Origin of the sequence: Kluyvera intermedia, from assembly GCF_034424175.1 — a bacterium.
Lineage (GTDB): Bacteria > Pseudomonadota > Gammaproteobacteria > Enterobacterales > Enterobacteriaceae > Kluyvera > Kluyvera intermedia.
In genome coordinates this window covers 968,866-987,704 of record NZ_CP139986.1, presented here as the reverse complement: position 1 = coordinate 987,704, position 18,839 = coordinate 968,866, and the positions used below count along the sequence as shown (strand labels likewise).

Below are 18,839 nucleotides of genomic sequence, written 5' to 3'. Positions count from 1 at the left end.
GCTTAACCTCTTTTACGTCGATACGCAGGCGCGCTTTGCGGTTTTGGCGCGCTTTCAGCAAGCGCCATCACGACACTGGCGAACTCTTTCATTACCCGGCGGTAGACGTCACGTTTAAACGAAACTACCTGGCGCACCGGATACCAGTAACTCACCCAGCGCCAGCCATCGAATTCCGGCGTGCTGCTGGTTTGCATATTGATGTCCGCGTCATTGCCGATCAACTGCAAAAGAAACCACTTCTGTTTCTGGCCGATACAAACCGGCTTTGTGTCCCAACGCACCAAACGTTTTGGCAACTTGTAACGCAACCAGTTTCGGGTCGAAGCGAGGATCCGTACATCCTTACGGCTTAATCCTACTTCTTCGAACAGTTCCCGATACATCGCCTGTTCTGCTGTCTCACCGGGGTTAATACCCCCTTGCGGGAATTGCCAGGAGTGCTGACCATAGCGCCGGGCCCACATGACCTGGCCCTGACGATTGCAAATTACAATACCAACATTTGGGCGGTAGCCATCGTCATCAATCACCGGACTACCTCAAAATAAGCTTCAATGTGAATGATTGTTTCACACTCGCTGTAAACGGTAAACCACTCTATTGCACGCCCCTATCCCGGATAACATTTGAATAACTCACAGTAATCATCATAGTTATAAACAGCGATGACAGGTTGCGAACGATTTTATTCACTTTTTCTGTGGATAGAGTTGTGAAGAAGTAGGGGTTTACCCAGGGAAAACCCAGAGTACTCCGAATAATCGCACGCGAGGCACTTTCAGTAAATCGCTATTTTTCATTATGTTATTACGGTTAATCCTGATGCATGAGCACATAACGTGATGATCATCACATAGGGGATCCTTTAATTGATGAAAGATCGAACAACGTCGGTTTTATCCACAGATTGTGCCAACATCTTAGGCATGTTTTGTGCAAAAATTCGATTTTCGTCGCACGTCAAGGCTGTAAATTGAAACAGTAGTGGGGCTTTTCCCCAGTTATCCCATTTTTCTGTGGATAACATGGTGTAAGATCCTGTTCATTGTCAGTGACCAGTTTTGTGAAACCTTTTTTTCCCACTTTTTTTGCCGAGATTTATTTCAAAAAAAGTTATATTTATCATCGATTTGATATATTTACTCAGAAAAAGTTAAACTCTATCCACACCCGGTCAATTTGTCGTTCATTTTTTAATCAAAAGGCGTATTACTATGTCCACCCTTGCTCCACTCCCAACCTCACCGAAAACTCAGGCGGAACTTCTCGCCCAGGCGCAACGGCTAGCGGGTTATTCACTGGGAGAGCTTGCGGCTATGGCGGGTATTAAGGCACCTCAAGATTTAAAGCGTGATAAAGGATGGATTGGCATCCTGCTGGAGATCTGGCTTGGTGCCAGCGCCGGGAGCAAACCGGAACAGGATTTCGCCACGCTGGGGGTTGAGCTAAAAACCATCCCTATCGATTCACAGGGTAAGCCGCTTGAAACTACCTTCGTTTGCGTGGCACCGCTGACCGGCAATTCCGGCGTCACTTGGGAGAACAGCCACGTGCGCCATAAGCTCAAGCGAGTGCTCTGGATCCCGGTGGAAGGTGAACGGGCAATCCCCCTTGCCGAAAGGCGCGTCGGCTCACCGCTGCTGTGGACGCCAAGCGCCGAAGAGGAGCATCAGCTACAGATGGACTGGGAGGAGTTGATGGATCTGATTGTGCTGGGTCAGGTTGAGCGGATCACCGCCCGTCATGGCGAGGTGTTACAGTTACGCCCTAAGGCCGCGAATAGTAAAGCGCTCACCGAGGCTATCGGCGCACGGGGCGAGCGTATTATGACGCTGCCGCGCGGTTTCTATCTGAAAAAGAACTTCACCTCTGCCCTGCTGGCGCGCCACTTTATGCCGTCAGCGCATTAATTTTTTGTCATGCTGCGCTGCGGGATTATAATCCCCCCGCTATCCGCCGTAAGAAGCAGACATTCCTTTGCCTTCCCCGTCTCAACAGGGAGTCGTTTCAGGGGATTGGCTTGTCCGCATCCCGGCGCGGCAAATTCAACGTATATCAATTAACACTTCGTTTTTTTGGCAGGACTTATCTGATGTTATTTGCATGGATCACTGACCCCAATGCCTGGCTTGCGCTTGGTACTCTGACGCTGTTAGAGATAGTCCTTGGGATCGATAATATTATTTTCCTCTCTCTGGTTGTTGCAAAGCTCCCGACCGCTCAGCGCGCTCACGCTCGCCGCATCGGGTTAATGGGCGCCATGATCATGCGACTGGCGCTCCTGGCCTCTATCGCTTGGGTTGTGCGGTTAACTTACCCCCTGTTTACCGTCTTCGATCAGGCCATTTCGATTCGCGATTTGATTTTACTGCTTGGCGGATTATTCCTTATCTGGAAATCCAGTAAGGAAATTCACGAGTCGTTTGAAGGCGATGAAGAAAGCATTAAGACCAACGTGCATTCATTCTTTGGTGCCATCGTGCAGATTATGCTGCTTGATATCATCTTCAGCCTCGATTCGGTCATCACCGCCGTGGGCCTCTCCGACCATCTGTTTATTATGATGGCGGCGGTTGTTATTGCGGTGGGCGTGATGATGTTTGCTGCGCGGACTATCGGTGAGTTTGTCGACAGGCACCCGTCGGTGAAAATGCTGGCACTGTCGTTCCTGATCCTTATCGGCTTTACCTTGATTCTTGAGAGCTTCGACGTCCATGTTCCGAAAGGTTACATCTACTTCGCGATGTTCTTCTCGATTGCGGTTGAGAGTCTCAATCTGCTGAGAAATAAGAAAACATCGCAGTGATCTGTTGCCCGTAGCCCTTTTTTGAGGGCTATGTCAGATTTTTTTAAGATTTTCCTGCTTTATGCTTTTCTCAGAGTCAGTTATTACTAGACTATAGAGAGAGAGTGCGGTGATGAAGGGGATAACGATGACAAAATGGGCAGTGTTGATTTCCGCAGTGGGTTTAGTTTTTGCTGTTTCCGGCTGTAGCAGCGATTACGTCATGGCGACGAAAGATGGCCGGATGATTCTGACCGATGGTAAACCGGAAGTTGATGACGATACCGGTCTTATCAGCTACGAAGACCAGCAAGGCAATCAGATGCAGATCAATCGCGACGACGTGTCGCAGATTATTAGACGTTAGTGACAGAGGTCAGCCGCTCGCTGGCCTTTTTTCATTTTTTTACTTCCCCTTTTTCTTCCCCTCTGCCATTTTTATATTCCTTTGTCAGGACTCTTTCCTGACGCTGTTAATAAAAGGAAGCCGGCTTATGCAGTACCACCGTATCCCCCACAGCTCGCTTGAGATAAGCACCCTTGGGCTGGGCACAATGACGTTTGGTGAACAAAATAGCGAAGCCGACGCCCACGAGCAGCTTGATTATGCCGTAAGCCAGGGCATCAACCTGATTGATGTCGCGGAGATGTACCCGGTCCCTCCTCGCCCGGAAACACAGGGACTGACGGAAACCTACGTCGGTAACTGGCTGGCTAAACGCGGTAATCGCGAAAAGCTGGTGATTGCCTCAAAGGTTAGCGGCCCGTCACGCAATAACGACAGCGGTATTCGTCCCAATCAGGCGCTTGACCGTAAGAATATCCGTGATGCGCTGCATAACAGCCTGCAACGCCTGCAAACGGACTATCTCGATCTGTATCAGGTTCACTGGCCACAGCGGCCAACCAACTGTTTTGGCAAGCTTGGGTACACCTGGGCAGACTCGGCACCGGTCGTTTCTCTGCTGGAAACGCTGGAAGCGCTCGCTGAATATCAACGAGCCGGGAAGATTCGCTATATCGGCGTTTCCAATGAAACGGCATTTGGCGTAATGCGCTATCTGCATTTGGCTGATAAGCACGATCTGCCGCGCATCGTTACCATTCAAAATCCGTACAGTCTGGTCAACCGCAGCTTTGAAGTGGCGCTGGCAGAAGTGAGCCAGTTCGAGGGTATTGAGCTGCTGGCATACTCGTGCCTGGGGTTCGGCACCCTGACCGGTAAATACTTAAACGGGGCTAAACCGGCGGGGGCGCGTAATACGCTTTTCAGCCGCTTTACACGCTATAGCGGCGAGCAGACGGAAAAAGCCGTGGCCGCTTATGTCGATATCGCGAAGCGCCACAATCTTGACCCGGCGCAGATGGCGCTGGCGTTTGTGCGTCGCCAACCGTTTGTTGCCAGCACTCTGTTAGGCGCGACAACCATGGAGCAGCTCAAAACCAACGTGGAGAGTCTGCATCTGGAGTTGAGTGAAGAGGTGTTAGCGGAGATTGAAGCGGTGCATCGGGTTTATACCTACCCGGCACCGTAATAGGGTGATCCCGGCGGCGCTGCGCTTGGCCGGGCTACCAGTGGGCGTTGCCGTCATCCGGCAATATGCGCTGATATGCCTGATGGCGCGCAGCTTTTAGGCCTACGTGTTGCAGGTGTTCATGATTGAGCAAGATTGTAGCCCGGCCAAGCGCAGCGCCGCCGGGCGTTTCACAAAAGTCAGCGCCGTTTTCCCCACAGCCACAACACCACAATCGCCAGAGCAAACAGCACGCCGAAGCCCACGCCGACACCGACAACCGGAATGCCCACCGCCACCGCCAGCGAGTAAATCCCCAGCATAATTAGCATCATGCTGTTTTCACCAAGGTTCTGCACGGCAATCGCATTCCCTGAGCCAACGGTTTGCTTTCCACGATCTTGCAACAACGCATTCAGCGGAACGATAAAAAATCCGCCGCAGATACCGATGATAAACAGCAGCACATAGGCAGGCAGTGCCAGATGCTGTAGCGCAAAAATCGCCACCACGACACCAATCAACGCGCCGGCCGGCATACAGCGTGATACCGTCTCCAGCGTCACCAGCTTCGCCGCAGCCCCGGCTCCCACAACAATCCCTACCGCGACCATCGCATTAAGATAGGTTGGTGTCGCATTATCGGTCACCCCAAGCGCAACCGGCACCCACAGTACCAGCAGGAAACGTAGCGTTACGCCCGCGCCCCAAAAGAGGCTGGTACCCAGCAGCGAAAAGCGGGTTTCCCCGTTACTCCACAGCACACGACAGGCGTTAAAGAAGCTCTGAGTCATAGGACGAAAGCGCCAGGATTGCCCCGGGCGCGCTGCCGGTAATTTCGGGATGAAGGTGTTCGCGACCACCGCACCACAGTACATGACCGCACAAAGTCCTAGCGCTGCGAAGACGTTCAGATCGGCAACCACGCCACCGGCCACCGAGCCGACCAGAATCGCCGCAATGGTTGACGCTTCCATTAATCCGTTGGCTTTCACCAACTTATCACCGGTGGTGATTTCCCCGAGAATACCGTACTTCGCCGGAGAGTATGCCGCAGCGCCAATTCCCACCAGCGTGTAGCCAATAAACGGGTTAATCCCCGCACAAATGGTTGCCGCGCCCGCCAGTTTCAGGGCATTGGCAAACATCATCACCCGGCCTTTGCCGAAGCTGTCCGCAACCTGCCCCACAAACGGTGCAAAAAGAATGTAAGCGCCCACAAACACCATTTGCAGAACCGGCTGACTCCAGTCCGGGTAAAACTGTTGCTTCATCAGCGCCAGCGTGGCGAACAGGAGTGCGTTATCCCCAAAGGCCGAGAAGAACTGGGCCGCAATCACCGCCATCATGCCTTTTGACCAGATGGATGGGTTGGTGTGTACTGACTCACTCATTCGGATTTTCCGCTTCTGCAACCATGCTTTTAAGGGTGACGAAATCCGGTTTGCCGCTGCCCAAAAGCGGCATCTGTTTTAAGTAGCGGATATCACGAGGAACCGCCAGCTCCGGTACGCCGTTCGTCCGCGCATACTGCAACAGCTTATCGCGGGTCAGTTCATTATCGGTGGTAAACAGCACCAGCGCCTCGCCTTTGCTGGCATCTGTTTTTACCGCCGTGCCGTGCATTTTCTCCGGCGAGACGCCAAGGGCCATCAACTCGACCATCTCAAGTGAGATCATCTCACCGGCAATTTTGGCAAAGCGTTTAGCACGGCCCTGAATTTTCACGAAACCCTGTTCGTCAAAGGCAACAATATCACCCGTGTCATACCAGCCCGTCTCCAGCTCGCCATGCTGATTTTCAGCCGTCGGCGCTTCAAGCACGCCCGGATTCTCCACACGCAGATAGCCTGACATGACGTTTGGCCCCTTCACCTGAAGACGACCGCCCTGCTCAATCCCCGGAATTTCCAGCAACCGGGCATCCATACCCGGCAAAATACGTCCAACGGTGCCGGGTTTCGCCGCCATCGGGACGTTGATGGAGACTACCGGCGCACATTCGGTCACGCCGTAACCTTCCAGAATACGCAGGCCAAACTTATCCTGCCAAAGCTCTTTCGTGCTCTGCTGCAACTTCTCCGCACCCGCTACAACATAGCGTAGACGATAGAAATCATAGGGATTCGCAAAGCGCGCGTAGTGACCTAAGAACGTTGAGGTGCCAAACAGCACGGTGCAGTTGCGGTCATAAACCAGTTCCGGTACCACTCGATAGTGCAGCGGGCTGGGATAGAGGAAGACTTCCGCACCGGTCAACAGCGGCGTGAACAGGCCAACCGTCAGCCCAAATGAGTGGAATAGCGGCAGTGCCGACATAAAGCGGTCGCTGGCGGTAAAGTCGGCGATAGTTTTAATCTGCTCGACGTTAGCCAGAATGCTTTTATGGCTATGCACGACGCCTTTCGGGTGGCCTTCTGAGCCGGAGGTAAACAGGATTATTGCCGGTTCTTCCGGCTTCTGGGGCACCTGCGCCAGATGCGGCATCAACACGCGGGAGAATATCCACAGTTTATCGACGGGAGTGACATCCCCTTTTAAGTCTTCGAGGAAGACCCAGCGCACCTGAGTCAGTTGTTCCGTCAGGTGCCAGAGCTTACCTTTATCAAGGAAGGTTCTGGAGGTAAAGATAGTGCCAATTTGCGCAGCGGTAATCGCACTGGTGAGCCCCTTTACCCCGGCCGTGTAGTTCATCATCGCCGGGATACGACCACGGGCGATAGCGCCGAAAATCACCGCGGCGCTGATACTGGCATTGGGCAGCATCAAGCCGATCTTTTCACCCTTCTGGCTGTATTTATCCAGAATTCGTGCCACAAACAGCGTTTTGGTCAGCAGCTTGCGGTAGCTGTCCGGCTGGAAGTTAATATCCTCAACGCACGGTTTTTTCTCGCCATAGCGATGCATTGCCCTCAGCAGTGACTCATACAGCGTTTCGCGTGGACGCACGGCCATACGTGCTTCCATCATGATCTGGTGCAGCATTTCACCGGCAATTTTGCGGCGGTCGCGGGCGCGCGGCGCTTCCGGCATTGGCAGCGAGGTTGGCGGTAGCAGGTGTAGCCCAATGCGCGGGAACAGACGGCGTTTTACCCGCCCTTTCAGGCGGCTGAAGAAGGTTAACTCAGCGCCTTCAATACGCAGTGGAATAATCGTGGCGCCCGACTTCGCCGCAACAAAGGCCGCGCCGTCGTAGATTTTCATCAGCGACCCGGAGACTGAAATGCGCCCTTCCGGGAAAATGACCACCGGTCGTCCCTGTTCAATCAGACGCACCAGATGTTTGATTGACATTGGCTTCGTAGGGTCGAGCGGCACGAAGTCAATAATCGGCTTTAGCCAGCGCATAAACCATTTGTCGGTAATCGAGCTGTAGACAGCAAAGACCGGACGAACGGGCAGGAAGAGTGCCAGCAGAACACCGTCAATAAAAGAGACGTGGTTGGGCGTAATGAGCACTTTAGGCGCGTTCAATGCCTCGGTGTTGCCCGTCAGCCTGACCCGGAATAACAGCTTAAAAATCAGTCGGAAGAATCCCAGAAGCATACCAACTCCATTGGCCATCGTTTTGTCATTGCAGGGTACACGAGAAAACAGTGGAAAAGCAGCAGGCATCCGGGTTAAGACAAAAAAAACCTGCGCATCTGCGCAGGTCGGTGTAAGTGATGGCGTGTGCAAAGCACACATTAAAACATTCACCAATCAATACCTCTGGGATAACCAGATTAGCAATTCGCATAACGCTTCCTCCAGCAGACATTCGCAACAGCATCCCGCAAAGTGTAAGTAAACGTTTGAATATTCCCGTTCCGTTGCAAATGACGGTGTCACTCTTCCACAACACGCTACGCAGACAGCAATATTGTGCATCTCCCCACAGACTCTTCCTTGAATACAACAGGGATTTCCGTAAAACTGTTAAGGTGTAAACGTTTACCCATCGAAAGATTATTAAGGCATATTATGGCGACAATAAAAGATGTGGCCCGGCTTGCAGGCGTTTCAGTCGCCACTGTATCCCGCGTCATCAACAACTCCCCAAAAGCCAGCGATGCCTCACGTCAGGCCGTTTCCACTGCCATGGAAACCCTCAACTATCATCCGAATGCCAATGCTCGCGCGCTGGCACAGCAATCGACGGAAACCGTCGGGCTGGTCGTCGGTGATGTTTCCGATCCTTTTTTCGGCGCCATGGTCAAAGCCGTGGAGCAAGTGGCCTATCACACCGGTAATTTTTTGCTTATCGGTAACGGTTACCATAATGAACTCAAAGAACGTCAGGCCATTGAACAGCTTATTCGCCACCGCTGCGCGGCACTGGTGGTTCATGCCAAACTGATCCCTGATGCCGAGCTTGCCAATCTCATGAAGCAGATCCCCGGAATGGTGCTGATTAACCGAATTCTGCCCGGTTTTGAAAAACGCTGCGTCGCGCTGGATGACCGCTATGGTGCCTGGCTGGCGACCCGCCATCTGATTCAACAAGGCCACACCCGCATTGGCTACATCTGCTCCAACCACACCATTTCAGATGCCGAAGACCGTTTGCAAGGCTATTACGATGCGCTGAAAGAGCACGGTTTGCCGTGCAATGACAGGCTGGTGACGTTTGCCGAACCGGACGAAAGCGGCGGCGAACTGGCGATGACAGAGCTATTGGGCCGCGGCAAGCCGTTTACTGCGGTCGCCTGTTACAACGATTCCATGGCCGCCGGGGCTATGGGGGTGCTTAACGATAACGGTATTGATGTGCCACAGGCCATTTCGCTGATTGGCTTCGATGACGTGCTGGTATCACGCTACGTGCGCCCGCGTCTGACCACCATTCGCTACCCGATTGTCACCATGGCGACTCAGGCAGCGGAGCTGGCACTGGCGCTGGCGGAGAAGCGCCCGTTACCGGATATTACTCACCTGTTTAGCCCGACGCTTGTGCGCCGTCATTCGGTGATTGCTCCCGCCGACGCGCCAAAATCGTAACGATACAGATGCACGGTGGTGTCCGGGTAATCCAGGCCATCACCGATGTACTGCCAGCCAAAACGCTCATAAAAATCCCGGCACGCTGAGTACAGGTAAAGTTCGTCATAACCTTGCGCTTTGGCGTAGTCGATAACGTGTTGCTGAAGTTGCCCCGCCAGCCCACGTCCCCGCGCGGGCTCATCAACATACAGCGCCGCCAACCACGGCCAGAGATCCTGACGACTTATCAAATCGCAGCGCCACAATCCCACCGTTGCCAGCAAAGCATCACCTTCGGTCGCGATAAAGGTGATAGGCAATGCACCCGGCACCTGACTATGGCGGACCACGCTTTCGAAAAACGCGGGTGAAAGCCCGTCACCAAATGCTTCCCACAGCCAGCGGCTAACCTGCGCGGCATGTTGGGGAGCGGCGTAAAGTGGTTGAATAAGCATGATGAATTCGCCCTCTGACATTCTTATATTGGGATATTCTACTCCGTGACGCTAAAAAGCGTGATCCCGGTGGTTATTTGCCACGTTCTGAGCGCTTATGCCCCTGAATGAGTGTGGTAAACTGCTGACCATTACGAAGTCTCAGGAAATAATCATGGCAACGATGCTGGATGTCTCAATACACGCAGGTGTCTCGAAAGCGACAGTGTCCCGCGTGCTCAATGGTACCGGTCAGGTCAAAGAAAGCACCCGTCAACAGGTGTTCAAAGCGATGGAAGAGTTAGGCTATCGGCCCAACTTTCTGGCGCGTTCGCTGGCAAACCGCACCAGTAACAGCATCGGCCTTGTGGTTTCCACCTTCGATGGATTCTATTTTGGTCGCCTGCTTCAGCAGGCCTCCCGCCAGACGGAAGCCTGGGGTAAGCAGCTTATTGTCACCGACGGCCATGACACGCCTGAACGCGAAGAACAAGCCGTGCAGATGCTCGCCGACAGGCAATGCGACGCCATTGTGCTCTACACCCGCCATATGAGCGAGAAAGCCATTATGGAACTAGTGAATACGACGCCGATGCCGCTGGTGGTGATTAACCGCGACGTCAGCCAGGCTCGTGAACGCTGCGTATTCTTCGAGCAGCAGGATGCGGCATTTCAGGCGGTAGAATATTTGATTTCCCAAGGGCATCGCGATATTGCCTGCATCACCGTTCCTATCCACACGCCAACCGGTAAGGCCCGTTTGCAGGGTTATCGCCGGGCGCTGGAGCAAAACGGCATTGCGTGGGATGCAGCAAAGGTGAAGCACGGTGATTCAACCATGAACTGCGGTTACGACATGTGTAACGCGCTGCTTAATGAGAAAGTGAAGTTCAGCGCGCTGTTCGCCTGTAACGATGATATGGCGCTGGGCGCATCAAAAGCGCTGCATCAGGCGGGGCTGCGTATTCCGCAGGATATTTCGCTGTTTGGTTTCGATGACGCCCCTAGCGCGAAATGGCTGGAGCCGGGGCTTTCCACCGTGTATCTGCCGATCGATAACATGATTGTGACCGCGATAGACCAGGCGATTAAGCTGGCTAGCGGGGAAGAGATCGAGACGATCCCGCCGTTTACCGGCACGCTGGTATTGCGTGATTCGGTGACTACCGGACCGTTTTACGAATAGTGCCTGTCCCGGCGGCGCTGCGCTTGGCCGGGCTACCAGTGGGTGTAGGCCGGATACGCGCAGCGCCATCCGGCAATGTGCGCGGTGATGCCTGATGGCGCTACGCTTATCAGGCCTACAAATGTGCACGAATGTAGCCCGGCCAAGCGCAGCGCCGCCGGGAATCCCATCGATCAAATAAGCTCCAGCGCCAACAGCTCTTCAATCGTCTGTCGACGACGAATCAACCGCGCCACACCATGATCAAACAGCACTTCCGGCAGCAGCGGACGGCTATTGTAATTCGACGACATCGACGCACCGTAGGCCCCGGTATCGTGCAGCACCAGGTAATCGCCCGGAACAACCGCTGGCAGCAGACGCGTTTCGACTTTTCCGCCCTCTTGTTGAGTGAAAACGTCACCGGATTCGCACAACGGCCCAGCCACCACCGTTTCAATCTGCGCGGCCTGCGACAGCGGACGACCATCGCCCGCCAGCGCCGAAATGTGGTGATAGCTGCCGTACATCGCCGGACGCATAAGATCGTTAAAGCCCGCGTCGATCAATACAAAGTGACGGCTACCCATCTCTTTAACGCTGCGCACCTGTGCCACCAGCACGCCTGCTTCGGCCACCAGGAAACGTCCGGGTTCGATCTCAAGTTTCACCGGGTGTCCCAGGTGTTTAGCGATTTGCTCGCGCGCGGTATTCCACAGGCCAAAGTAGTGATCGGTGTTGATCGCCTCTTCCCCTTCACAATAGGGGATCGACAAACCACCGCCTGCCGAGATCGCTTCAAGATCCTGACCAAACTCCACCACCTGACGCACCATCGCGCCGCACACCTGCTCCAGATGACCGTAGTCCACGCCGGAGCCAATATGCATATGAATACCGACCAGTTTTAGCTGGTAGCGCTGGATCACCTCCAGCGCCGCCGGAAGGTCGCTATACCAGATCCCGTGCTTGCTATTTTCACCGCCGGTATTGGTTTTCTGGCTGTGCCCATGACCAAAACCAGGGTTAACACGCAGCCACACGCGGTGACCCGGCGATACCTGGCCCAGTTGCTCAAGCATATCCACCGACCCGGCGTTAACCGGGATTTGCAGCTCATGCACCCGCGCCAGCGTCGCTTCATCAATCATATCGGCGGTAAAGACAATCTCATCTTTCCCCGCGACATACCCTGCTGCCAGCGCACGTTCAATCTCACCTAATGAGACAGAATCCACCTTCACACCCTGCTCACGCATCAGGCGCAGAATATGAATATTCGAGCACGCCTTTTGGGCAAAACGAATCACATCAAACTGGCTCAGTTTGGCAATCTGCGCGCGAATGATTTGTGCATCGTAAACCCACACCGGGCAGCCAAATTCAGCAGGCAGGCGCAGCAGGTTATCGGCGGTCAGGTCTGTGTCGGTATTGTTGAGTGGGCGTGGCATAGCGAACTCCGGTATCTGTTTTTTATGATTACGCCACAGCCTGAACAGAATAAAAAATATCGTTTTATCGCGAGTCTATGCAAAAATGATATGGACTGTTTATTCGAGGATTACCCATGCCTGCCGTTAACCTGCGCCATATCGAAATTTTTCACGCCATTATGACGGCGGGTAATCTGACGGAAGCCGCGCGGATGCTGAATACCTCGCAGCCGACCGTCAGCCGCGAGCTGGCGCGATTTGAGCAGGTGCTAGGATTAAAGCTTTTCGAGCGCAGCCGTGGTCGCCTACACCCAACGGTGCAAGGGCTGCGGTTATTTGAAGAAGTGCAGCGTTCCTGGTACGGCCTAGACCGCATCGTCAGTGCCGCCGAAAGCCTGCGCGAGTTCCGCCAGGGGGAGTTATCAATTGTCTGTCTGCCGGTCTTTTCGCAATCCTTTTTGCCCTCGCTGCTGCAACCGTTTCTGGCACGCTATCCTCAGGTCAATATTCAGATTGTGCCGCAGGAGTCTCCGCTGCTGGAGGAGTGGCTGTCGGCACAGCGTCATGATTTAGGGATAACGGAAACAGTCCATACCCCCGCCGGGACCGAGCGCACGGAGTTACTTTCGCTTGATGAAGTTTGCGTATTGCCGCAAGGGCATCCGCTGGCTGAAAAAACGGTCTTAACACCGCAAGATTTTCAGGGCGAAAACTATATTAGCCTGTCACGCACCGACAGCTACCGCCAGCTGCTGGATACCCTATTTAACGAGCATCAGGTCAAACGTCGGATGGTGATTGAAACCCATAGCGCCGCCTCTATTTGCGCGATGGTACGCGCAGGCGTGGGGATCTCTGTTGTGAATCCGCTGACGGCAATGGACTATGCCAGCAGTGGGATCGTTATCCGCCGATTTAGCGTTTCGGTGCCGTTTACCGTCAGTCTGGTACATCCTTTACATCGCCCTTCATCAGCGCTGGTTGATGCTTTTAGCAGTCATTTAATACATCAAACACCTAATATCATTGAATCTTATAAATGCTGGCTAAATTCATAAAATCCCAAAAAAACCATGCAGCACAAATAGCTAAAGAAGTGTTTTTTATTTATAACATAATAAAACTAATAAATAAGATATTATATAACATTGAAATCCATTCACGCAAAATATGATTTAATCTTTCCTTAATATACTTTTTAGAAAAACACACTTTATTGCGAATCGTAAAAAGTATAATTTGACCTCATTCCATAACACTTTCTTACTTTAAATATTAAACCATAACTAGCGCATTACTTATTCAACAGGATGCTGAATAACAGAATGACTAACAGGGAATTATAACATGACACTAAAGTTAAACCTGTGTGCTATTTCACTAGCATGTTTGGCTCCGCTCTGCCACGCAAATATGTCCGTCTATCCCATGTCAGTTGATATGAACGATCAAGGCGAAAGCAGCGTGCGTGTTATTTCTCGCTCCAGCGATGTGCAATATATTAAGACATCAATTCTTAATATTACCGGTATCGGCACAACCCAAGAAAAAGAAACTGAAATTAAAAATGGCGATCCTACCGCGATTGTCGTTATGCCTCCCAAATTCGCCCTCCCCGCTGGCGCCACTAAAATGGTACGACTGGTCGCAATGGAGCCGGTAAAGGAAGAGACAACTTACCGTGTGAAGTTCGAGGCAGTACCGCAGCTTGATGACCCGCTTGAAGGGACTCAAAATACCAAGTCGCAATTAACCATTAATCTTATCTGGGGTGTACTCGTCAGCGTCCCACCAGAAAACCCGCAGTTAAAAATCAACCTGCTTGCCGATGGCAAAATAATAAACACCGGCAATCAACGTTTTAAAATATTAAAAATTGGATTGTGTAAAAAATCACAATCAGACAAAGACTGTGCATGGCAGGATGTTGGTAATAATATTTACCCACGCGCTAGCTATGTACCTAAAAACATATTGAATTACGACCGGGTCGTTGTTCAGTATTGGAACTGGATTGACAAGTCAAAGCACTCACAGGACTTCCCAATTCATTAATCAGTAGTTTATTACATGGAATATAAGTAAATGAAATCAGTTATCTCTAAATCCTTACTCGCTTTGGCAATGGTTTCTGTAATGGGTTCTGCAATGGCAGTACAGAAAGATATTACCGTTACTGCAACCGTTGATGCCGCGCTGGATATGACTCAGGTTGATAACTCTGCGCTGCCAAAAAACGTTGATATGCAGTATATCCCAGGCACCGGCCTGGTTCCTTACCAGCTGCAGACCAAAATCTGGGCAAATGACGTGACTAAAGATGTCATGATGCAGCTGACCAGCGATGCCGTTCTGGTTAACAGCCTGGGTGGTGACGCCGTTCCGATGACCGTTTCCTGGGGCGGCGAAGCACTGTCTACTACCGCGGTAACTCTGGCAGCAAAAGAACTGTTCCCGAATGCTGATACCGCACTGAAAACAGGTTCTGTAGCTAAAGCCCTGCAGATCGCACAGACCACGCAGGAACCTCTGACTACCGGTACCTATCAGGGTGTTGTCAGCATCTATCTGTACCAGAACGCCGGCACTATCTAATTTTTACTGCAATAAACCCAATGAACCGAAGAAAAGTCTTCGGTTCATTTTTTACTATATCAAGGAAGATGATTGAGTAATGAAAAAATCAATTCTTGGGCTATTAATCTTTTCCATACTCAATGTCGCTCATGCACGTACAGACTCAATTCCACCAGGATTTGAAGCCATCGTGCAGGGCCAGCAGGAATATATTGACGTCTATCTTGCAGGACGCAATCTGGGTAAGTTTTACGCCACCGTTAACCTTGATACCGTTAGGTTCGAACAGCCCCAAAAGATTCTCACCGCAATGGCCCTGGGTAACGATCAGGATCGTATCAAAACCGTTGTAGCAAAACTCAGCCAGCCTCTTGAACGTCACGGTGAACTTGCCTGTTCGACGGTAAACAGCAGCGCTGGTTGCGGTTATCTCACCACTAACGACGTCGCACTGATTTACAATGACGAGCAGAACGCCGTCAATCTCTTCTTAAATAAAGAGTGGTACCCCGACAGCACCCAAACCTCCCTCTATCTGAAAGCGAGCCAAGATGATGATATCGTTAACGCGTTCATCCATCAGCAGGATATTAACGTCGCCATCCAGGACGATTTTAAATCGGCGTATCTGCAAGGTACGGGCGCTTTAGGCATCACCGATAACAGCTACATTGGCGGTTACTGGAGCCTGAATGGCAACGAGAGCGATGGTGAAACCGAGACTGACGTTGACGTCAGTGAACTGTACTATCGCTACGATCTCATGAGCCGCTTTTACGTTCAGGGCGGGCGAATGGACAGCCGCAGCCTGTTTAATCTTGATGGCGGTAACTTTAATTTCACCTTCCTGCCACTCGACGCCTTTGACGGGGTTCGCGCAGGATCGACCTTGAGCTATCTCAACCGCGAACAGGCGGGCCAGGGCACACCGGTCAACGTATTGCTTTCGCGCAGCTCACGCGTTGATGCCTATCGCGATAACCAACTGCTCGGTTCGTTTTACTTAAACGGCGGCAATCAGTCACTCGACACCAGCTCGTTCCCCTCTGGGAGCTACACCCTTCAGCTGAAAATTTATGAAAGCAATCAGTTTGCCCGTACTGAAGTGGTTCCTTTTACCAAAACGGGGAGCATAACGGACGGCCATGCCCAGTGGTTTATCCAGGCGGGTAAACTGGCGGATGACTCCAGTTCATCAACAAGCTATAGCGATGACGGTTCCACCTCTGCCCAGGCTGGCGTGCGACTTCCGGTAACGGCACAAAGCGAGCTGATGCTCGGCGTGGCCTCGGTAGACAATAACTTTTCTGCGGAAGTTAACGGTCATATCACCCCGGCACTGGGTGCTTTGGGTGATATGGATCTGCAAACCGGCTTTTTCTATAACGACCAGGGTGGCCGCGGTAACATGCAGCAGCTCAACTGGCGGGTGGAGAACTTGCCCTCACTGAACTTGTACCGAAAAGATACTAGCGGCGGTCAGTGTTCCGGCGATACTGATTCTGAAGATTACGATCTCAACTGTTTTGAAAGCATCAGCGCAGGTCTATCACAAAACATCTTAAGCTGGAGCCTTTCCTTAAACTGGAACCGCACCCGCAACCATGCGGACTATCGCACGCGCTGGGACAACGACGAAGACTTTAGTGATAACTATTTCAGCCAGGCAAGCGCTAATTCCACCTCAGATACTATCCAGTTTAGCGCCTCACGCTCTTTCAGCCTGACTAGCTGGATCCTGAACACCAACCTCGGCGTATTTACGCGTAACAACAACGACAGCACCGGCAACGATAACGGTGCCTACTTTATGTTTACCTTCAGCGAGATGCCGCGCCAGGATAATAACGCGCGCAGCCGTAGCACCACCATCGGTGCCGATTATCGCACTAGTAAAAACAGTAGCGACCAGACATCCTGGAATCTGGCACGGACCTGGTATGACGATAACGTCAACCATAAAGAAGTAGGTGTGAGCCTTGGCGGTATTAATACTGATACCCTCGACAGCGGCGTCAACGGTCGTATTGATGGTCTGTATGGCAACCTCAGCGCCTATCTCACCGACAGCTACGACACGCAGGACCGCGATCACAGTACCGCCTTTACCGGCAGCTACAGCTCCACGCTTGCCGTCAGCCGCCACGGGGTGCAGGTTGGCCGCGCGGGTAACGGTGACCCATCGGCAGCTGTGCTAATCGCGGTGAAAAAAATGGACGACGCCGATGCCGATGATTTGTCCGTGGATGCCACCACAAATGGCAGTAAGGCCAGCCTGACCGGCGATGAATCGGTCCTGTTCCCTTACACCGGTTATGAAATGGGTTACGTCGACGTCAACGACAGCGCACGTAAAAACCAGACCGGTACCACCAACCTGATTACCGGTTCAGGCAAACAAAGCCTGATGCTGCTACCGGGCAAACTGCGCTACCGCGAAGTGTCCGCCACCTTTAACTACAACTATATTGGCCGACTGCTGCTGCCGGAAGCGCTGAAAAAATATCCAGTCATTGGGGTAAACAGTGCGATGTTGCTGATGGCAGATGACGGTGGGTTCACGCTGGAAATGCAGAGCTCTTCACGCGAGCTGTACGTATTGGCTGGTCAGTCATTCCTGAAATGCCCGCTGAAAGTACTGAAGAAACGCGCCAGCATTCGCTTTGCCGGAGATATTCAATGCTCAGTGGTGACCTACGATCAGTTGCCTTCGCCCATTCAGGTACAGGCACAGCTTAAGCAATCACAGCGCAGACAAGCGCTAGAAACCGCACAAAGGGAGAGTGTGCAATGAAATTAATCCAACTCGCGCTCATCGGCGGGCTACTGTTCAGCGGCTATGCTGCTGCGAACGGGGTCTATCCGGTGATGACCAACAACATACCTGTACTGCAAGAGTATGAGCTTCCTTCCGGTGCTCCTGCCGATGATTATATATGGGACTACGGTTACATTGGCGCTTACGGTTACAGCCAAAGAAGTTTCCCATTTAACTGCAATTATGCCGATCTTCAGCAATCGTGTACCCACCAGAGCCATAGCTCTACGATCACAATAATGCTTACAGAACGGCGTAGCGGTATGCGATTCCCGCTGAAATTACAGGGATATCTAAATATGTACTATTATGATGATCAAGATCCAGATAGTTCATTTATATGCGGGGGCAATTTCCCCTTAAATGACAATCAGTATGCTAGCTGCTATAACAGTACTAGTAGCTTCACGTCTAACTCCAGACTGTTAACCGTTTATATCCCACAAAGCGAAATGAACAACCTACCTGTTGGCGGCGTGTGGGAAGGCCACCTACAGTTGATTACCGGTGGTAACTGGAGTGGGCATAAATATACTGCTGACATCACCCTCAAAGGCAAAGCCACTGGCAAACAGGATATTTACTTCCCGGAATTTAACAGCGCTAACCCACTGGTACAGCTCGACCTGCACCCGACCGGGTCGGTCACCAGCAACAGCTATGTTGAAGATGTCACCAATCTGGATATGTGCCTGTACGACGGCTTCAACTCCAACAGTGACAGTATGGATCTGTCATTTAAAGATGAAGGTAAAACAGCAGCGGCTCGCAAAGACGGTTATTTCTCCATCTATAACACCGCTACGGGCGGAACAGATGAAGCCGAACGCGTCGATTACCGCGTGGAAATGTTCGACCCTCACAGCAAAGGCTGGAGAACGGTTAAAAACAACGATGCCTTCACTCTACAAGCCGGAGAAAACGGTCAGGATCAAATCCGTCCGGTACGACTACCGTCGATTACCTATCCTGTACTTTGCTCCCCTGCACCGCTGCGGCTGATTGTGGATAAATTCCGCGTCACCGACAAAGCCGCCGGATACTATAAAGGCGTACTGACCGTGGAATTTAGCCCCAGCCTGAACAGCATCTAACAACGCGCTTTCCGGCCTACCCCAGAACGTAGGCCGGATAAGCACAAGCGCCAT

Annotated in this window: 17 protein-coding genes; 12 read left to right on the top strand and 5 right to left on the bottom strand. The window is 52.1% G+C overall.

The window, feature by feature from the left end; all coding sequences use genetic code 11:
* Positions 1-2: 2 nt before the first annotated feature.
* Positions 3-533, bottom strand: a complete 531-nt coding sequence (gene rppH, locus U0026_RS04750; RefSeq protein ID WP_035893962.1) for an RNA pyrophosphohydrolase — start codon at positions 531-533, stop codon at positions 3-5.
* Positions 534-987: 454 nt separating this feature from the next.
* On the opposite strand from rppH, the gene U0026_RS22740 reads away from it, so the two are divergent.
* From U0026_RS22740 to U0026_RS04725, 5 genes are all read left to right on the top strand, one after another.
* Complete coding sequence (locus tag U0026_RS22740; protein ID WP_370922885.1) at positions 988-1,137, top strand: hypothetical protein; 150 nt, start codon at positions 988-990, stop codon at positions 1,135-1,137.
* 80 nt (positions 1,138-1,217) lie between these two features.
* The gene (mutH, locus tag U0026_RS04740) at positions 1,218-1,913 is read left to right on the top strand and encodes a DNA mismatch repair endonuclease MutH (protein ID WP_062773275.1); all 696 of its coding nucleotides are present in this window, start codon (positions 1,218-1,220) and stop codon (positions 1,911-1,913) included.
* A 182-nt stretch (positions 1,914-2,095) separates the two neighbouring features.
* Positions 2,096-2,809: a TerC family protein gene (locus U0026_RS04735; RefSeq protein ID WP_062773273.1), complete on the top strand. Its 714-nt coding sequence runs from the start codon at positions 2,096-2,098 to the stop codon at positions 2,807-2,809.
* Positions 2,810-2,936: 127 nt separating this feature from the next.
* Complete coding sequence (locus tag U0026_RS04730; protein ID WP_062773270.1) at positions 2,937-3,155, top strand: YgdI/YgdR family lipoprotein; 219 nt, start codon at positions 2,937-2,939, stop codon at positions 3,153-3,155.
* Positions 3,156-3,282: 127 nt separating this feature from the next.
* On the top strand, positions 3,283-4,323 hold the full coding sequence (locus U0026_RS04725) for an NADP(H)-dependent aldo-keto reductase (RefSeq protein WP_062773267.1): 1,041 nt from the start codon (positions 3,283-3,285) through the stop codon (positions 4,321-4,323).
* A gap of 179 nt (positions 4,324-4,502) precedes the next feature.
* Here the strand turns inward: U0026_RS04725 and lplT are convergent, their stop codons facing one another.
* Positions 4,503-5,696 (bottom strand): lysophospholipid transporter LplT, encoded by a 1,194-nt coding sequence (lplT, locus tag U0026_RS04720; RefSeq protein WP_062773264.1) that lies wholly within the window; start codon positions 5,694-5,696, stop codon positions 4,503-4,505.
* Positions 5,689-7,848 (bottom strand): bifunctional acyl-ACP--phospholipid O-acyltransferase/long-chain-fatty-acid--ACP ligase, encoded by a 2,160-nt coding sequence (gene aas, locus U0026_RS04715; RefSeq protein ID WP_062773261.1) that lies wholly within the window; start codon positions 7,846-7,848, stop codon positions 5,689-5,691. The genes lplT and aas overlap by 8 nt, the downstream gene beginning before the upstream one ends.
* Positions 7,849-8,265: 417 nt before the next feature.
* On the opposite strand from aas, the gene galR reads away from it, so the two are divergent.
* A complete protein-coding gene (gene galR / locus U0026_RS04710) occupies positions 8,266-9,282 on the top strand; it encodes an HTH-type transcriptional regulator GalR (RefSeq protein WP_062773258.1) in 1,017 nt (338 codons plus the stop codon).
* On the opposite strand, the gene U0026_RS04705 is transcribed toward galR, so the two are convergent.
* Positions 9,243-9,719, bottom strand: coding sequence for a GNAT family N-acetyltransferase (locus U0026_RS04705; protein WP_062773376.1), 477 nt, complete (start codon positions 9,717-9,719; stop codon positions 9,243-9,245). The two genes, galR and U0026_RS04705, sit on opposite strands and share 40 nt — an antisense overlap.
* Before the next feature lie 154 nt (positions 9,720-9,873).
* Here U0026_RS04705 and U0026_RS04700 point away from each other — a divergent pair, with 154 nt between their 5' ends.
* On the top strand, positions 9,874-10,884 hold the full coding sequence (locus tag U0026_RS04700; protein ID WP_062773255.1) for a LacI family DNA-binding transcriptional regulator: 1,011 nt from the start codon (positions 9,874-9,876) through the stop codon (positions 10,882-10,884).
* Positions 10,885-11,057: 173 nt separating this feature from the next.
* Here U0026_RS04700 and lysA read toward each other — a convergent pair whose 3' ends face one another.
* Positions 11,058-12,314: a diaminopimelate decarboxylase gene (lysA, locus tag U0026_RS04695; protein ID WP_062773252.1), complete on the bottom strand. Its 1,257-nt coding sequence runs from the start codon at positions 12,312-12,314 to the stop codon at positions 11,058-11,060.
* 116 nt (positions 12,315-12,430) lie between these two features.
* Here lysA and U0026_RS04690 point away from each other — a divergent pair, with 116 nt between their 5' ends.
* The 5 genes from U0026_RS04690 (at position 12,431) to U0026_RS04670 (ending at position 18,785) form a co-directional block, all read left to right on the top strand.
* Positions 12,431-13,354: a LysR family transcriptional regulator gene (locus U0026_RS04690; RefSeq protein WP_062773249.1), complete on the top strand. Its 924-nt coding sequence runs from the start codon at positions 12,431-12,433 to the stop codon at positions 13,352-13,354.
* A gap of 289 nt (positions 13,355-13,643) precedes the next feature.
* Positions 13,644-14,351, top strand: coding sequence for a fimbria/pilus periplasmic chaperone (locus U0026_RS04685; RefSeq protein ID WP_062773246.1), 708 nt, complete (start codon positions 13,644-13,646; stop codon positions 14,349-14,351).
* 30 nt (positions 14,352-14,381) lie between these two features.
* Positions 14,382-14,891 (top strand): CS1 type fimbrial major subunit, encoded by a 510-nt coding sequence (locus U0026_RS04680; RefSeq protein WP_062773243.1) that lies wholly within the window; start codon positions 14,382-14,384, stop codon positions 14,889-14,891.
* A 79-nt stretch (positions 14,892-14,970) separates the two neighbouring features.
* Positions 14,971-17,667 carry a TcfC E-set like domain-containing protein gene (locus tag U0026_RS04675; RefSeq protein ID WP_062773241.1) on the top strand — a complete coding sequence of 899 codons (2,697 nt, stop codon included), beginning with the start codon at positions 14,971-14,973 and terminating at the stop codon, positions 17,665-17,667.
* Entirely contained in the window at positions 17,664-18,785 is a 1,122-nt protein-coding gene (locus U0026_RS04670; protein WP_174525766.1) for a CfaE/CblD family pilus tip adhesin, read from the top strand. The genes U0026_RS04675 and U0026_RS04670 overlap by 4 nt, the downstream gene beginning before the upstream one ends.
* Positions 18,786-18,839: the final 54 nt, after the last annotated feature.

Bases quoted from the DNA above. Each gene is read 5' to 3' on its own strand.
- U0026_RS04680 (WP_062773243.1), top strand. From the start codon at position 14,382: ATGAAATCAGTTATCTCTAAATCCTTACTCGCTTTGGCAATGGTTTCT.
- aas (WP_062773261.1), bottom strand. From the start codon at position 7,848: ATGCTTCTGGGATTCTTCCGACTGATTTTTAAGCTGTTATTCCGGGTC.
- U0026_RS04690 (WP_062773249.1), top strand. From the start codon at position 12,431: ATGCCTGCCGTTAACCTGCGCCATATCGAAATTTTTCACGCCATTATG.
- mutH (WP_062773275.1), top strand. From the start codon at position 1,218: ATGTCCACCCTTGCTCCACTCCCAACCTCACCGAAAACTCAGGCGGAA.
- U0026_RS04670 (WP_174525766.1), top strand. From the start codon at position 17,664: ATGAAATTAATCCAACTCGCGCTCATCGGCGGGCTACTGTTCAGCGGC.
- U0026_RS04700 (WP_062773255.1), top strand. From the start codon at position 9,874: ATGGCAACGATGCTGGATGTCTCAATACACGCAGGTGTCTCGAAAGCG.
- galR (WP_062773258.1), top strand. From the start codon at position 8,266: ATGGCGACAATAAAAGATGTGGCCCGGCTTGCAGGCGTTTCAGTCGCC.
- U0026_RS04675 (WP_062773241.1), top strand. From the start codon at position 14,971: ATGAAAAAATCAATTCTTGGGCTATTAATCTTTTCCATACTCAATGTC.
- lplT (WP_062773264.1), bottom strand. From the start codon at position 5,696: ATGAGTGAGTCAGTACACACCAACCCATCCATCTGGTCAAAAGGCATG.
- U0026_RS04735 (WP_062773273.1), top strand. From the start codon at position 2,096: ATGTTATTTGCATGGATCACTGACCCCAATGCCTGGCTTGCGCTTGGT.
- U0026_RS04705 (WP_062773376.1), bottom strand. From the start codon at position 9,719: ATGCTTATTCAACCACTTTACGCCGCTCCCCAACATGCCGCGCAGGTT.
- U0026_RS04725 (WP_062773267.1), top strand. From the start codon at position 3,283: ATGCAGTACCACCGTATCCCCCACAGCTCGCTTGAGATAAGCACCCTT.
- lysA (WP_062773252.1), bottom strand. From the start codon at position 12,314: ATGCCACGCCCACTCAACAATACCGACACAGACCTGACCGCCGATAAC.
- U0026_RS04685 (WP_062773246.1), top strand. From the start codon at position 13,644: ATGACACTAAAGTTAAACCTGTGTGCTATTTCACTAGCATGTTTGGCT.
- U0026_RS04730 (WP_062773270.1), top strand. From the start codon at position 2,937: ATGACAAAATGGGCAGTGTTGATTTCCGCAGTGGGTTTAGTTTTTGCT.